19 protein-coding genes are annotated in these 15,038 nt (G+C 42.0%); 2 read left to right on the top strand and 17 right to left on the bottom strand.

The features are described 5' to 3' along the window. The 3 genes from L634_RS0118025 to ssb form a co-directional block, all read right to left on the bottom strand. On the bottom strand, nt 1-251 hold a 251-nt coding region (locus tag L634_RS0118025), incomplete at its 3' end, for a transposase (protein ID WP_026583663.1). Between the two features lie 488 nt (nt 252-739). After that, on the bottom strand, nt 740-940 hold the full coding sequence (locus tag L634_RS0118020) for a hypothetical protein (protein ID WP_026583662.1): 201 nt from the start codon (nt 938-940) through the stop codon (nt 740-742). After that, a complete protein-coding gene (gene ssb / locus L634_RS0118015; RefSeq protein WP_026583661.1) occupies nt 937-1,299 on the bottom strand; it encodes a single-stranded DNA-binding protein in 363 nt (120 codons plus the stop codon). The genes L634_RS0118020 and ssb overlap by 4 nt, the downstream gene beginning before the upstream one ends. Nucleotides 1,300-1,587: 288 nt before the next feature. Here ssb and L634_RS0118010 point away from each other — a divergent pair, with 288 nt between their 5' ends. Continuing rightward, nucleotides 1,588-2,037, top strand: coding sequence for a YwpF-like family protein (locus L634_RS0118010; protein ID WP_026583660.1), 450 nt, complete (start codon nt 1,588-1,590; stop codon nt 2,035-2,037). Nucleotides 2,038-2,079: 42 nt separating this feature from the next. On the opposite strand, the gene L634_RS33475 is transcribed toward L634_RS0118010, so the two are convergent. The 9 genes from L634_RS33475 to spoIIID all read right to left on the bottom strand — a co-directional run bounded on the left by L634_RS33475 (nt 2,080) and on the right by spoIIID (nt 8,144). Further along, the gene (locus L634_RS33475) at nt 2,080-2,229 is read right to left on the bottom strand and encodes a hypothetical protein (protein WP_157452417.1); all 150 of its coding nucleotides are present in this window, start codon (nt 2,227-2,229) and stop codon (nt 2,080-2,082) included. Next, nucleotides 2,216-2,662: a hypothetical protein gene (locus L634_RS0118000; protein WP_232233791.1), complete on the bottom strand. Its 447-nt coding sequence runs from the start codon at nt 2,660-2,662 to the stop codon at nt 2,216-2,218. The genes L634_RS33475 and L634_RS0118000 overlap by 14 nt, the downstream gene beginning before the upstream one ends. 113 nt (nt 2,663-2,775) lie before the next feature. Then, nucleotides 2,776-3,051 (bottom strand): hypothetical protein, encoded by a 276-nt coding sequence (locus L634_RS0117995; protein ID WP_026583658.1) that lies wholly within the window; start codon nt 3,049-3,051, stop codon nt 2,776-2,778. A gap of 193 nt (nt 3,052-3,244) precedes the next feature. Then, nucleotides 3,245-3,673 carry a 3-hydroxyacyl-ACP dehydratase FabZ gene (gene fabZ, locus L634_RS0117990; protein ID WP_026583657.1) on the bottom strand — a complete coding sequence of 143 codons (429 nt, stop codon included), beginning with the start codon at nt 3,671-3,673 and terminating at the stop codon, nt 3,245-3,247. Nucleotides 3,674-3,918: 245 nt separating this feature from the next. Continuing rightward, nucleotides 3,919-4,188 (bottom strand): DNA-directed RNA polymerase subunit beta, encoded by a 270-nt coding sequence (locus L634_RS0117980; RefSeq protein ID WP_026583656.1) that lies wholly within the window; start codon nt 4,186-4,188, stop codon nt 3,919-3,921. 17 nt (nt 4,189-4,205) lie between these two features. Next, on the bottom strand, nt 4,206-5,033 hold the full coding sequence (locus L634_RS0117975) for a flagellar hook-basal body protein (protein ID WP_026583655.1): 828 nt from the start codon (nt 5,031-5,033) through the stop codon (nt 4,206-4,208). Between the two features lie 21 nt (nt 5,034-5,054). Then, on the bottom strand, nt 5,055-5,894 hold the full coding sequence (locus L634_RS0117970) for a flagellar hook-basal body protein (RefSeq protein ID WP_026583654.1): 840 nt from the start codon (nt 5,892-5,894) through the stop codon (nt 5,055-5,057). A 435-nt stretch (nt 5,895-6,329) separates the two neighbouring features. After that, nucleotides 6,330-7,331 carry a rod shape-determining protein gene (locus tag L634_RS0117965; RefSeq protein WP_026583653.1) on the bottom strand — a complete coding sequence of 334 codons (1,002 nt, stop codon included), beginning with the start codon at nt 7,329-7,331 and terminating at the stop codon, nt 6,330-6,332. 540 nt (nt 7,332-7,871) lie between these two features. Next, nucleotides 7,872-8,144: a sporulation transcriptional regulator SpoIIID gene (gene spoIIID / locus L634_RS0117960; RefSeq protein ID WP_009332173.1), complete on the bottom strand. Its 273-nt coding sequence runs from the start codon at nt 8,142-8,144 to the stop codon at nt 7,872-7,874. A gap of 743 nt (nt 8,145-8,887) precedes the next feature. On the opposite strand from spoIIID, the gene L634_RS32285 reads away from it, so the two are divergent. Then, nucleotides 8,888-9,739, top strand: a complete 852-nt coding sequence (locus tag L634_RS32285) for a LysM peptidoglycan-binding domain-containing protein (RefSeq protein WP_051428366.1) — start codon at nt 8,888-8,890, stop codon at nt 9,737-9,739. Between the two features lie 202 nt (nt 9,740-9,941). Here the strand turns inward: L634_RS32285 and L634_RS0117950 are convergent, their stop codons facing one another. From L634_RS0117950 to L634_RS0117930, 5 genes are all read right to left on the bottom strand, one after another. Beyond that, nucleotides 9,942-10,607 (bottom strand): 3'-5' exonuclease, encoded by a 666-nt coding sequence (locus L634_RS0117950; RefSeq protein ID WP_026583651.1) that lies wholly within the window; start codon nt 10,605-10,607, stop codon nt 9,942-9,944. Between the two features lie 21 nt (nt 10,608-10,628). Further along, complete coding sequence (locus L634_RS0117945) at nt 10,629-12,533, bottom strand: DUF294 nucleotidyltransferase-like domain-containing protein (protein ID WP_026583650.1); 1,905 nt, start codon at nt 12,531-12,533, stop codon at nt 10,629-10,631. Further along, the gene (locus tag L634_RS0117940) at nt 12,514-14,184 is read right to left on the bottom strand and encodes a sodium:solute symporter family protein (RefSeq protein ID WP_026583649.1); all 1,671 of its coding nucleotides are present in this window, start codon (nt 14,182-14,184) and stop codon (nt 12,514-12,516) included. The genes L634_RS0117945 and L634_RS0117940 overlap by 20 nt, the downstream gene beginning before the upstream one ends. Nucleotides 14,185-14,281: 97 nt before the next feature. Next, nucleotides 14,282-14,584, bottom strand: a complete 303-nt coding sequence (locus L634_RS0117935) for a DUF4212 domain-containing protein (RefSeq protein WP_026583648.1) — start codon at nt 14,582-14,584, stop codon at nt 14,282-14,284. A 156-nt stretch (nt 14,585-14,740) separates the two neighbouring features. Continuing rightward, entirely contained in the window at nt 14,741-14,923 is a 183-nt protein-coding gene (locus L634_RS0117930) for a hypothetical protein (protein WP_026583647.1), read from the bottom strand. Between the last annotated feature and the right edge of the window lie 115 nt (nt 14,924-15,038).

The raw sequence follows: 15,038 nt of genomic DNA, 5'->3' as shown, positions 1-15,038 counted from the left end.
TTTAAGATTTCGACCTCTTGTTTCAAGTCTGTATTTTCTTTTTGAAGGTCCTTGTAGGGCTTTATTTCAGGGGACGTATTGCCACTCCCCACGAAACCCTTTTGACTCTTTTTCTTGTATGCATCAACCCAGTTCCTAATGGTTCCGACTGGAATATCTAGGTCTCTCGCTAATTGAGTTGCTTTTTTACCATCTTCTACGACCATTTGTGCAATCTGTATTTTGTATTCGAGATCAAAATGCTTCCCCATTTAGACACGTCCTTTAATTGTTCTTTGTTAATCATTATAACGAAAGTGTCAATTTACCGTGTCCGTTTTTTAGTCTAGCATCACTTCTGCTAATATATCATCAACTAAGCCATTTTATCGGCAACTTCGCAAATATATCGGCAACTCTTTAAATATATCGGCAACTTCGCCCATATATCATCAACTATACTTACCTGCCGCCAAGCCCCTACACCAAATCCGGGCTTTGGCGGTTTTTTATTTTTTCAATAGGCTTTTTTGTTCCGAAATCAGGGGCTTAGGCAGTTCGATCCTCCTCACGCAGGACGTTGAAAAAGAAGTAAACACCGCACGAAGAAAATGCAAATGCATTCTCAAGATCTCGCCCCCTTCGCTCCATTAAAAAAGCCGGTACATCACGTACCGGACTCAACTGCGGGGAATTATCGGGGATTTCATTGATTCTCTCTAAGAAAGGGTTAGCAGAGGAAATTTTATTTGCGGGAATATTAATTCATAAGAGTGAAGCGCCGTTGTGTGGAGGGTTCTTGAGGATAGCCGTTAGTCATAACGTTTTCCCGGATGAAGAATTCGAGCTGGATTACCCGCTTGCTTAGATCGTCCACTCTTTGGTTGGATCTGCCCAGCATCTTGATTAAACTTTCCAGAAGGGTTTCTAACGTTTTTTCTCTATCTAATATTCTGTTCAAAAGGGCAGAGCCTCCTTTGGCACCGAAACTTCTTCTGATTTTCGCGGTTCAAGGAACCGGACCATTTCCGCTACTACTTCGGTTACGTATATCCGCTTGTTTTCCTGGTTTTCATAATGCCGAGTTTGAATTCTGCCGGTTATTCCAATCAGTGAACCTTTGCGGCAGTATTGGGCGGTGTTCTCCGCCGTCTTTTTCCAAAGCGTGCATTGCACAAAATCAGCATCAATTTCGCCTTTCTGATTGCGGTATTGGCGATTTACGGCCAGGGTCACATTTGTAACGGAAATTCCTTCCTGTGTACGTTTCAGCTCAGGATCCCTGGTCAGCCTGCCAACCAGTGTTACTTGATTTATCATGTTTTCAACTCCTCTCCTTGATGAACTCATCATAACGCTCTATGCCTGCACATGTAAAAATCCTAAAATTGGATTTTATTCGGGGGCTTTCAGCAAAACCACCCTCCAAAATTGAATTTTCGGCCTATTTTTTCCGAAAAATCCTCCAAAAATTCAATTTCCCCTACCTAAACAAATAAAATTCGACAAATCGCCAAATTCGCTTTCAGCTTGGCCTGTGTTATAATTTTTATATACAATAATCGGAAAATTTCCACGGATAACAAAATAAAGAGATGGAGGTAAAAAATGAAGACATTCAAACTTGTTTCTCTGCAGTTAGTCGAAGAAGATGGTCTGGTTGATATTGAATTGGATGATGGACTAATCATCAATAAAGAAGATGAGAAAAGCAACTGGCTTCTAGAGGCTTATATTGATAAGGCCTACCTTGATTTTTTCAAAAAGCGTGCTGATAAAGGGGACGAACTGATCATCCAAGTAGTCATTACAAAAAGAGAAAATGATCCGGCCGCCTTCCAGACGAAAATTACCTCTATCAATGAGCTGGAAGACCACATCAGCATCCTGTTTGAAGGCTCGTTAAAAAGAACGAAAAATGATTTTGCGGAGCTGCTGCTGCAGGACCTGCTTGGCAAAGGCTTTAAAGGGGATAACCTCCTTGACGAATTTAAACTTAAAATGCAAAGCAAGCCGCGGCTTGCTGCAACTAAAGACAAGCAAACTCCCGCTCAATAATGACGGGAGTTTGTTTTATCAATCTATTAATGCAATAACACATTATCGAAAAACATCTGTCAGCTTTAATTGAAGCTGACAGATGATGTATTCTACATCCTGCTTTCGGTAATTTAGCATAGGCAGGTCCTGCTGGTATGCCTGATAATAAAGAATAGATGCCAGCTTAGGCTCCTCTTCACCGGCAGGCATTAGCTTGTCTGTTTTTTTTTAGCTTTTCTTTCATTTGTTCAATGATATACTTAGCTTCTATTTTGCAGGAATAATCATATTCCTCGCCAAGCTGTTCCTGAAGTTCGCTGATCTCTTCCATTTGAGCCTGAGAAGGCTTTTCGGATAGTATCTTGTTAATCACTTCATTTATTTTTACAGCTAATTGTTCATGAAACTCCGAATCCGCTTTCGTTTCTTCACTGATCTGGCTGTACCAGGATGCGTGGTTGATTATGTACTCGCCCCACTCAGCAACAAAGTTTTGCATATTGAATTTATCTTCAGTCCAGTTAATACCATTCATATAAGATTCAAACGAAGTGGTGATCGAACGAGAAATGCTGATTTTTATCCCCTGAGAAAGATCTTTAAAAGCCATCCTTGTAAAAGTACCCACAAATGTCAAATCCATAACATAAATTCATTACCACATCCTCATTGGAAAAACCAAAAAACTTACCCAATATATGGATTATAATCAAAACAAAAAGAAAAGGACAGGTTCACTCCTGCCCTTACCTTTTATTATTGATCTTTATTATTTTCGTCTTGAATATCTTGCTGATCTTCAATCATTTCTTCGCCTTCAGTATTCTCATCTTCCAATGGATCTCCATTCATGTTTCCATTTTCGGTTCCATTTTCGCCATTCACACCGCCATTTCCACCATTCACGTCGCCATTTTCTTCCGTGATTGTATCATCTTCCGGCGGCGGCTCCTGCTCATCTGTGGCACAGCCTGCTATAAGCATTGCTGAAAGGACAGAACCTCCGATAAGTGTTAAAAGCTTTTTATTCATCGTAAAAGCTCCTTTCCTAAATAGTATTTAATTGACCTGCTGCACTGGTCTTCCTTTATATTTCCCAAAATCCTACATAACTTGCATTAACATTAAAAAAATCCCGCACACAATGTACAGGATTTTCCTTATTATTAAGATAATCTTCTGCCAAATTTTAATAGTATTGGCCTAGTGACCCCATACCTGAATACTATCGTTCAATCGCAAACAAAATCTCCGCTTCCATGGCCACTTCATCATCCACCTTGGCAACGGCTTTTCCTTTGCCGATGCCTCTCCGGACAGAAATCAATTCGACTTCCATGATGAGCGTGTCACCAGGACGGACCTGGCGCTTCCAGCGGCATTTTTCAACACCTGCAAAAAAGGCAAGCTTGCCTTTATATTCATCTAGAGACAATAAAGCAACAGCTCCAGTCTGCGCACATGCTTCCAAAGTCAAGCAGCCTGGAAATACATTGTAATTAGGGAAATGGCCATTAAATACTTCCTCATTGGCACTCACATTTTTCTTTCCAACCGCTCTCTTTCCAGGCTCCAGCTCCTCAATGGAATCCACAAATAAAAACGGATAACGGTGCGGGATTATTTCTTTGATTTCTTCCACATTTAATTTCAATGAACTCGCTCCCTTAAAGGTATGTAATAATTAGTACCTGATAATAATAGCTTATACTTATTTTACTTAAAAAAAATGATTTTGGCAAAGGGCTCAAGAAATATAGGAGTATTTTTTGGTAATGCGGCATGCCTATATGTTTTATCCAGCATCTCTTCAGGTTTTCGGGCACCTTCATAAATATCTGCAGTCATTCTGATAAATAAACAACAAAAAAGAAGGGTTTTATCCCTCCTTCTTTACATCTATTCTTTTTCAACTAAATCCACAACATGCATCCAAGTTGACTTCGAGAATATATCCTTAACCTCGCCGTTGCCCAATACACCATATCCGACAGCGGCTCCGGCCATTACGCTCAGGAAAATTAAAAGTGCTACAATAATAACCCGAAGCCAGATTGGAATTAGGCGAATGCGGATCCGCCCTTTACGCGGTGCTTCTTCGTGGCTGCGTTCTTTATTCAGTTGTTCGCGCGTCTTGACCGCTTCTTGATTACTGTTGTTTACAGACATTTTATTTCCCCTTTTACCTAACGTATTCCGTTGACCAGTCCCATCATTTGATCAGCCATTGACACAGACCTTGATTGAAACTGATATGCTCGCTGCAGGTTGATCAGATCGGTCATCTCTTTGGACATTTCAACATTGGATTGCTCAAGTGCACCCTGCGCCATTCCAATTTGCCCGCGAAGAGCTCCATTCAGCTCGGTAAAAATCTCCTCGCCCTCGACTCCATCCGGAAGGCCAAGCAGATTTTCCCCTTTTTGCTCCATGAATTGCGGCTTGTTCAGTTGGACAACACCCAGATAAAATTCCTGCACTGCACCATTTGCACCTTCGGCTATAAAGCGTCCATTTTCAGTCACTCTAAAATTTTTAGCCTGTCCATCTATTATAATCGAATTGTTATTTTCATCAAGAACAGGGTAGCCGTTTCCGGTCACAAGCATTGTCTCATTTTCGGAAATCGGAGTTAAGTGGAAAGCACCATCTCTTGTAAAACGGACTGCCGATTCCTCATTGCTCTGCTCCAATACACGGAAGTATTGTCCTTCCTTTGTTAAAGCCATATCAAGCGGGCGCTCTGTTGTTTTTAGGGCTCCCTGCTTCATGACAATCTGGGATTGCCCCACCTTTGCACCGACTCCCTGCCGGATGCCTGGCGGCGTGAATCTTTCCGTTTCGAAATCCATATTTTTTTGGTTATAGTACTGCTGGAAAAGCAAGTCGGTAAAGTTGGCTTCTCTTCGCTTATACCCTGTTGCATCAATATTAGCGATATTATGGCTTACAATATCCATTTGCTTTTGGAGCTGGGCAAGTGTATTTGTCGCTGTAATCATCGTTCTGTTCATCATTTATCCCCCTGATGGATGTTACCCAATCCGTCCAATTTCATTTGCAGTTTTTTCCATACTGCGGTCATAAGCCTGCAAAACTTTTTGGTTGGCTTCAAAAGAGCGGTAAGCAGCCAGCATGTCTGTCATCGTTCTTGACGCATCCACATTGGATCGCTCCAAATAGCCTTGCTGCAGCTTGAATTGCACACCGCCGGCAGTATAAGCATTTTCAAGGACACTGTCTTCGGTAGCTGCGAACAGCCCGTCGCCTTCTTTTCTCAAGCTTTCAGGATTCTCAGCATATGCAATCCCCAGCCTTGCCGTTTCACCAGCTTCTCCGGTTAAAATTCCATTTTCATTCACGGTAAAACGGTCACTCGCAAGCTGAATTCTCTCGCCTTCATCATCTAAAATATATAATCCGCTGGAAGTGGTTAAAAACCCTTCGCCATCAATTGTAAAATTACCATTCCTTGTATAGCGCTGCTCGCCATCTGCCCCTGTCACGGTATAAAATACAGATCCCCTCAGACCGCTATCCGGATTTACAGGAAGATTTATATCCAGCAGCGCAAGGTCTGTACTCAATCCCGTTTCCCTCAAATCCCCCTGCATAAAGGACGGCAGCGTTTCCTGCATATAAACACCTGTATTTAGGGTGCCAATCCTTGTGGAAAAAGGAAGATTCAAGCCTTTTTCTGAAGGTACCGACTGCTGGTCTATACGCTCTATTAACATCTCCGGGAAAGCCCTCAAACTCGTCTGGTCTGCTTTAAAGCCAGGCGTATTGGCATTCGCCATATTATTCGTCAGCACTTCCGTCCTCCGCTGCTGGGCAAGCATCCCGGAAGCTGCCGTGTAAAAACCTCTAAACATCGGGCACACCTCAATCCTTCATAACAAATCCGCACATTTATACACGATACTTCTATTATAAGAAAATTTCCGACAATATACATTAAAAAGTAAAAGAAAAAAGTCATAATTTGAAAAAATTTGTCCTATTTTAATCATCGGCAGAACGGGGTAAAAGTTTACTTTCATTTATGAACAGTTCTTCAAACGTAATTTTCTATTCAATCAGGTTATTTTTTTATTGCCATACTTATGTTGCTCAGATATATCGGTCAGTTTGGCATATTTATCGGTCAGATTTTTATTTTATCGGCCACTTTTCAAATATATCGGTCAATATTGGATTATATCGGTCACTTGGCCCCACATCAACTTTTCAATAATTGCATAATAGTTGTGTGATTAATTTTAACCTCACCAATAAAAAAACCCGCCAAAAAGGCAGGTTTCTATTCTTTATCCTAATTTCCTCTTAGGAAGCTTATCAATATTATCAAGCATGATGCCTGTTCCGACAGCTACACAGTCCATTGGATTCTCTGCAATCAGCACCGGCACTTTGAGCTCTTCAGCCAGAAGCTGGTCAATTCCGTGAAGCAGTGCGCCGCCTCCTGTTAAAATCACACCGCGGTCAATGATATCTGCAGATAATTCAGGCGGTGTACGTTCAAGGACGCCTTTCGCAGCTTGCACAATGATATCAACAGACTCGGCTAAAGCTCCCTGAACTTCATCTGAGCGGACCGTAATCGTTCTTGGAAGTCCTGATACCATGTCACGGCCGCGGATTTCCATTTCCTCGTTTCTGCCGCCAGGAAATACAGTTCCAATCGAAATTTTAATATTTTCAGCCGTTCTTTCACCAATAAGAAGTTTGTACTGCTTTTTAATATACTGAAGAATTTCGTTATCAAACTTATCTCCGGCCATTTTTATTGAGGAAGATGTAACAATGTCACCCATTGATAAAACAGCAACATCAGTCGTACCGCCTCCGATATCGACAACCATATTTCCGCTTGGCTGGAAGATATCCATGCCTGCCCCGATTGCCGCTACCTTCGGCTCTTCTTCAAGATATACTTTTTTGCCGCCGCTTTTTTCAGCAGCTTCTTTTATTGCTTTCTGTTCTACACCTGTAACGTTTGTAGGACAGCAGATCAAAATGCGCGGCTTGGACAAAAAGCCTTTTACATTTAACTTATTGATAAAATGCTTCAGCATTGCTTCCGTTACATCAAAGTCAGCAATGACGCCGTCCTTAAGCGGACGGATGGCAACGATGTTTCCGGGCGTGCGGCCAACCATGCGGCGCGCCTCTTCTCCCACTGCCAGCACTTTATTTGAATTTTTATCTATTGCCACAACAGACGGTTCATTCAATACAATTCCACGGCCTTTGACGTGAATAAGCACGTTGGCTGTTCCTAGATCAATCCCAATATCCCTTGCAAACATTCCTTTTCCTTCCTCCTTGCAAAATAGCCAGCTTATGTCCGCAGCTTTGAAGGCTCTCTCTATTTTTAGCTTCCATAAAGCGAACGTCGCTTTTAAATTTTTCGATAAATGTTTTTGTGATTATCATTCGCAACAGAAGTTTAAGCCACGCAAAAAAATCAGTTCTTTTTTCAAAAGAAATGATTCTTGCCCGGCGTTCTTCAGGAGTCCTAGTCTATACGAACCAAGTTCTATCCTAATTTTATATTTTAACACATTCCTTGTGAATAGAGTAACATTTTGTCAAATTAGGTGAGACTTTTTGAGGAATTTTGTCATATAAAGGGGAACTAACGAAGGCGACTTAAGAAGGGGCTTAAAAGCATAAGGGAAGGCCATGAAAATAGCCATAGAAACAACTTATGATCTCGAGCCCCCGGGAGCCGCATTTGAGGTTACATAAAAATGAAACCTTTTGGAACTGTAAAGCTTTAAAGAAACAGGACACCGCTCGCCTAAAAAAGCAGGTTTTAGCTGTTATGCCTTAAGCGAACACTCTTCTCATTTGACTGGCTCTTCTTCCATTTCTTCTTTTTTATATTTCATCTTTGTGGCTTCACCACCGCGCAGATGGCGGATTGATTTATGATAATCCAGTATTTCCTTTACTTCGTTTGCCAGTTCAGGATTGATCTCAGGTAGTCTTTCTGTTAGGTCTTTATGGACTGTACTTTTGGATACGCCAAACTCCTTCGCGATTACGCGAACCGTTTTTTTCGTCTCCACGATATACTTTCCAATCTTGATAGTTCTCTCTTTGATGTAATCGTGCACACCACTCGCCCTCCCCGATTTGGATGTTGAGAAGTGTGAAATGAGACTCGCTTTTTGCCTTGTTTTATACTGTATTCCGCATGGTCCCTGACTAAGCAGAAACAATTAGGATAATAATCCACATACATGCGGCTGAAAGACAATGCCTTCAGCTTGCGATAATTAAACATGTCCTCAACTCATTCATTGGTTTCAGTAAAACGATCCCTCACCTCATACATTCTCTTTGTAAGGTTTGTAACAGTTTATTAGCTTGGTTGATGTAATATGCACGAAAAACTCAATAGGGACAAGGTTTTGTGTAAATTTTTTGAAAATAGGACATCTGGAGCCTAAAAAGAAAAAAAGTTGTCATAATATTCTTTGGGGTCAAAGGAAAAGAAACAGCCCAAAGACCAATGATATATTACCCACTAAACTGTCATCCTTACTACATAAATAGGTATATTTCCCGTTAAATCGACAAAAATCGATTTTCACCTAATTAAATATTCCATTTGAAAAAACCACTTCTTTTTCATTACATAAATTCAATAATTTGAGAATTATTGTGATTATTTTAATATGACTCTCCCTTTTAAAACAGGCAGAAATAATCATGGCTGGACCATAACCCTATAAGCTATCCTTCCTATTGTTATAGCCTAAGAAATCGCTTACCATGATTCAGGGGCTATCATTCATAAATATGGTTATATGACCAGTTTTATCCAAGTTTATTTCATATGATGGAGTGGGGAATAATGGAGAAACATGTTCGGCGAACAAGAAAAGAAAGAATTTTAGAAAGTAAGAAGAACCAAGCAAAAGCTAAGAGAACCAAATTAGCTGGAGTTACTTTAGCTACTGTAATTGCAGCAGGCGGTTTCCAAGGAAGCCCGAATGAAACAAAGGCCGCGGCAGCTGGAACCTACACTGTGCAAGAAGGCGACAATCTTTACCGGATTTCAAAAAAATATGAAACATCCGTTAAGGAGCTTAAAATAGCGAATAAGCTGACATCCGATACCATCTATCCAGGGCAAAATCTTAAGGTTCCATCAGCTGGTGAGCCAGCCAAACAAACTGATAAAGCGGCAGAGCCGGTAAGTGACTCTTCCGGAACCTATGTCGTGAAAAAAGGGGACAACCTTTATCAGATTGCCAAAAAATTCGATATGACCATTGAAGAACTTAAAAAGGCTAATAGCCTAACATCTGATTCGATTTATCCTGGCCAAACGCTTAACGTACCTACTGAGTGGCATACAGCCGAGACATTCCTGCAGCATGCTGCTATCTATACCGTGGTGCCAGGCGACACGCTATTAGGGATTTCCAAACGATACAACATTTCAATGAACGAACTTAAAGCGATAAACAACTTAAAAAATGATATGGTACTGATCAATCAAAAACTGATTATTATGGAAGACATTTCTTATACAAAAGCAAAGCTCATTGGTGCAGCTGACAATTTCACCATTGAATTTAAAACGGGAAATAAATACCTTTCACTAAAAGTTCCATACGGGACAGCTTCATCCTACCAGAGAATGGCAGGAAAAGAGGTCATTGTTACACATAAAAATGGGGCATTAATCAATATTCAGTGATGAAACAAAGCCGGATTTATTAGATCCGGCTTTGTTGTATGGTTACTAATTTCAGGCCCATCACTTATTAATGCATGTCAGCACTGTCTTTTTTCATCAGCTGGGTGAGAACTATTCAATCACTCTAAAAATACCGCCCTTTAACCCACTCACCCATCACCGCTCACCTGCCCACCAACATTCCGACCACATAGCTTTTTCTCTAAAAATGCATGGATCTCATCTGGCTGTCTGTTGCTTTGAGAAGCTCCCCCCAGGTGTTATGTCCCCTATCCCTGAATTGAAAAAGCAATTCGACAAATAGATAGGCGGTGGTTAGTGCATCTCCCACTGCACTGTGGCGATCATAAATGCGGGTCCCAAAAGCCATTGCGTATCTTTCAAGGTCCCGCATATCATACGAAGGGGCAATAAAACCTATCAAATCAAGCGTATCGATGGACAGGAATTTTTTCAACGCTACCTTCTCACGCTTAAACTCGCTTTTCATTGCCAGTGCATCAAAGCTGACGTAGTGGCCAACCAGGCAGACAGTTTCCCTTGATTCAACATAATCAAAAAAGCTCATCATTGCCTCCAGGGCTTGCGGAGCTCCTTTTACCCGTTCTTCGGAAATGGAGGTCAATTCTTTTATTTCCCGAGAAATTTGTCGATTTGGGTTCACATAGGTTTGAAAAAGATCCTGATCGCACACTTCCAGTCCCCTCACTGGAACTGCCCCTATTTCAATGATACGGTCGGCAGTGGAAACCTGAAATCCCGTTGTTTCTGTATCAAATACAACAAAATGCAAGTCTTCCAAAGGGGTGGATAACGGGATGTTTTCATAGGTTAAGGAACAAGATACATTTTTTTTGCGAAAAAGCATTACCAGCCTCCTTCTGGAGAGCTATACAGAAAAGTGTGCAAACACTTGGCTTTGCAGCTCTCTTAATGTTTTCAAGCTTAATATCAATTCTTCTTTTTCACGTGTAGACAGCCTTGCAAACGATACAGTGGAAGTTAGTTCATTGCCCGCTTTTGCCTGCTGCCAGCGCTGGGTGATATACATGGTCAAAATGGTGTTCACTGCCTCTTTTAAATCAAAAGCATACTCCTTGGAAAATACCTTCCTCTCTTTTAAAAAATCTATTTTTTCAATGGGGGTACCAGTTTGCTTCCCGTTCAGGAGAGAAAGTATTTGCAGGCTATGATGGTATGGAAAAAGCACCTCTTTTTTCATGTCAATGTTTTTCCGTTCAAGTTTAAATAAAGAACGGATTGGCTGATCGAGTGTAGGAATCTGATTTTCCTTTTCAAGCTGCGTGAGCCGGTATAAAAAAATCCTGGATCTTTTCATCTGCTCAGCAATCATTCTTTCAAAATGGGCATGCAGCATTTCACTGCCGTAGATCAGCCGATATGAGAAAAAATTTTGTGCTAATAATAGATTTTCGTTAGTAGATTGGAGCATCCATTTTCGGACCCTTTCTCCCCATTCATCCATTGAGCCGCGCCAATTCTTTTCACTGCACATCATTAATCCTTTGCAGCGGGCATACCCGGCTGCTTCCATATTAGCTGTAATCTCTTTTCCGAGTTCTGCAAAATAGGAAGATGCCTCTCCTTTTTCATAGATTAAAAAATGGTCCTGGTCGGTAAGCATAAACTGCTCTCCCCGGCCGCTGCTGCCCATTTGATAGAAGGCAAACCCGCAAGGTGCTTGCTTCCCTTTGGCCTCCAGATTTTTAATGGAGAGCTCTGCTATTCGGCCCGCAAGGCGATCATATAGCCTTGTTATCATTTCTAATATTTTCAAAGCAGGAACCTTATCTCTAATAAGCGTGTCGATAACATCATATATTGCCGTTTTCACCTGAGGGAGGCTTTCCCTGTCCGCCTGCTCGATCTTTTGAATGGTTTTCATCACATTCTCGTTTTTCTTTCTCAATAAATCCGATAGAGTCACAATGCCCACTACTTTGGAATCTTCTACAACCGGCAAGTGTTTAATTCCTTTCGAAAAGATTAGTGAAATAGCGTCATAATAATAAGCGGACCTCGATATGGAGACCGGCTCCGGTGTCATAATCGTCCCGGCTTCTGCTGACAGCTTGATTCCCCTGGCTACCACCCGTTCAACCATATCTCTTTCTGTAATAATCCCTTTTAATGACTCTTTTTCTGTAACCAGAACAGAACTTGTTCTTTTTTCATGCATCAGCTGGGCTGCCTCCTGAACGGTTGCCCTGGGGCTTACAGCAGCTACCTCTTCACTCATCACATCCTGGACACGGACCATAAATGCCTCATTTTCTCCGTAATCAGTAGCGAGCTTTACCTGTTCAGCAAGTGAGGTATAAATATCCTTCAAGCGGATGGCGACCTGTGTAAGCAGATAGTCGTGAACAGCCGGGTCTTCCCATCTTCTGGTGACCACTTCAAACGGGATAAACATCGCCTTAACAGCACTAACTGCTTTGACTTCAACCATCACTTCCACTTTCACCTGCCTGGATACCCCGAGGAAGTCAGCAAGACTGGAAAATCCAATCATTTCACCTTTTTGGACCATTTCCAGCACTTCTGATCTTCCGTTGTGTTCATTCTTTACAAAAACCTCTGAAAGACCTTCCAATATGAGCAGAAGGCCTTCCCGGGGTTTATCTTTTTTCAGCATGATTTCATTTTTCTCAAAATGGCGGACTTCACATAGTGAGATAAGTGAAAGGGCCGTGTCAGAGTCCACCCCTCTAAAAAAAGGGTGGAACCGCACAGCCTCGAGATTGTATAAATTATACTGATTTGGATCCATCGTCATTGATCCAGACATCGCCGTTTTTGTAAACCATTTGCTCAGGATAGCGAAGATCCATTACTTCATCCTGAATCTTCTGTGAAGGAGCTGCAGTCATAAGGGAAACCACGATGTTGGCGATAAATGCAGCTGCTGCCCCGAATACGCCCGCTCCTGTATCAATGATGCCAAGTATCGTAAAGCCGCCATATTTCGCTGCGAAAATGTAACCCAATGTAACACCTAAACCAACGAGCAGTCCGGCAATAACACCTTGTGAATTGGAGCGCTTCCACCATACACCCAATACCAGAGCCGGGAAGAACGTTCCTGTCGCGAGCGCAAATGCCCAGGCAACAATTTGCGTAATCGCTCCTGGTGGGTTAAGCGCGATAAGACCAGCCAATAAGGTTGCTGTCACAATAGACCAGCGAGCAACTGCTAGACGTGTTTTTTCAGTTGAATTCGGCTTCAATACGCGATAGAAAATATCATGTGCAAATGCAGAGGAAATGGCAATCATTAAACCGCCGGCAGTTGATAATGCTGCCGCCATCGCACCTGCAGCCACTAGACCGATGACAAACAAACCAAGGTTTGCAATTTCCGGCGTTGCCATAACGACAATATCGTTGGAAATAATTAGCTCGTTCCACTGAAGAATGCCGTCACCATTGGCATCCGCTACTTGAAGCTTGCCTGTATCCACCCATGTTTTTGTCCATCCAGGCAATTCTGTAATTTTGCTTCCCGCAACCTTTGTCATGAGGATGAAGCGGGAGAATGCAGCGTAAGCAGGAGCTGTTAAGTACAGCAAACCGATGAATAGCAATGCCCATGCACCGGACCAGCGCGCTGCCTTCATCGTCGAAACCGTATAGAATCGGACAATTACGTGCGGAAGGCCTGCTGTTCCGGCCATCAGCGTAAACATCAGCGCTAAAAACTGCCACTTTGTTCCATTTGTAAATGGCGCAAAGTATTCCGAGATTCCCAGCTCCCGATCGAGTTCACCCATTTTTCCGACAAGCTCTCCATATGAAAGCCATGGTGCCGGATTTCCTGTAATTTGCAGGGACATGAAAACAACTGGAATGATGTATGCAATAATTAAAATGACATATTGGGCTACCTGTGTCCATGTGATCCCCTTCATACCGCCAAAAGCAGCATAAAAGGCAATAAGTACAACGCCAATCATTGTTCCAAGCTTAGCGTCAATTTCAAATAAGCGGCCAATAACCACTCCGGACCCGGAAAGCTGGCCAATCGAGTATGTGAAACTGATGATGATCGTACAGATTGCGGCAATCACACGCGCGGTATGACTGTCAAATCGGTCACCAATAAATTCAGGCACCGTGTAACGCCCGTACTTCCGCAGCTGCGGGGCTAAAAGAAATGTCAGCAGCAAATATCCGCCCGTCCATCCCATAATATAGGCAAGGCCATCATAGCCAAGCAGCATGATTGTTCCGGCCATACCGATAAATGACGCCGCACTCATCCAGTCAGCGCCAATCGCCATCCCGTTAAAAATTGGCGGGATTCCCCGTCCGGCCACATAGAAATCTGATGTTGCTTTTGCTTTGTTATATATGGCAATTCCAATATATAAAGCGAATGTGGCTAAAATAATGGATAATGAGACCAAAAATTGTGTATCCAACTGCCATCCCCCTTTTTCAGGTTCAATATTTTTTTATGACGCCCCTTTTATTTCTCTAATTTAAATCCGGCTTGAACAGCCGCTCATTTTTTTCTGATTAATGATCAAGCACTTTTCCGGAACTGATCTGTTTATTCTTTTCTTCGTCAATCCCATATTTCCGGTCAATTGCGTCACCCATTTTCGCATTAACAAACAGCAAAATAATAAAAGTCAGAACAGCTCCCTGCGCTCCCATGAAGTAATGGAACGGGAAACCATTAATCGTGATGTCGCTTAGAGGCTCTGCAAATAAGACCGCTCCAAAGGAAACCAGAAAACCAATAGCAAAATAAATGATCATATTCCGAGTCTTTTCACGAAAATAACCGTCTGCTACTTTCTTATCAATTTTCTTCACAACTCCACCCCCGGTTAGAATGATTGAATTAACATGAATGAATAATGGCTGATTAACAGATTTTCAGCGTGAGAAAACCACTCCTTTTGGAAAATAACTGCAGCAGAATACGCTGCTATTTCACCGGATCCGCTTAAAACGGACCCGGAAAAAATATTACCTTAGACTGAAGATGAATTTGACTGTATCCATAAATGGTGCGGGAACAAGGATGATTTGAACGAGGAAGTAGGCAAAAATCGACAGGAAGGGTATCGCCAGGAAGATCGGCCTTTTCTTTCTTAAAGCAAGAAAAAGGCAGACACCGGTGATCACCATCATAGACATTAAAGTAAGCAAATTTGTTTCCCCCTTTTTAAGAAAGCGCTATCATTTTTTGTCGCTTTCTGCTTTAAGTTTGCGGTGGCCGTCCGGATGTTTTTTCTGATTTAACTAAATTTTAAGAAAATTTATA

The sequence above is a fragment of the Bacillus sp. J33 genome (assembly GCF_000518885.1).
GTDB lineage: Bacteria > Bacillota > Bacilli > Bacillales > Cytobacillaceae > Cytobacillus.
This window is presented reverse-complemented; position numbering and strand designations above follow the sequence as displayed.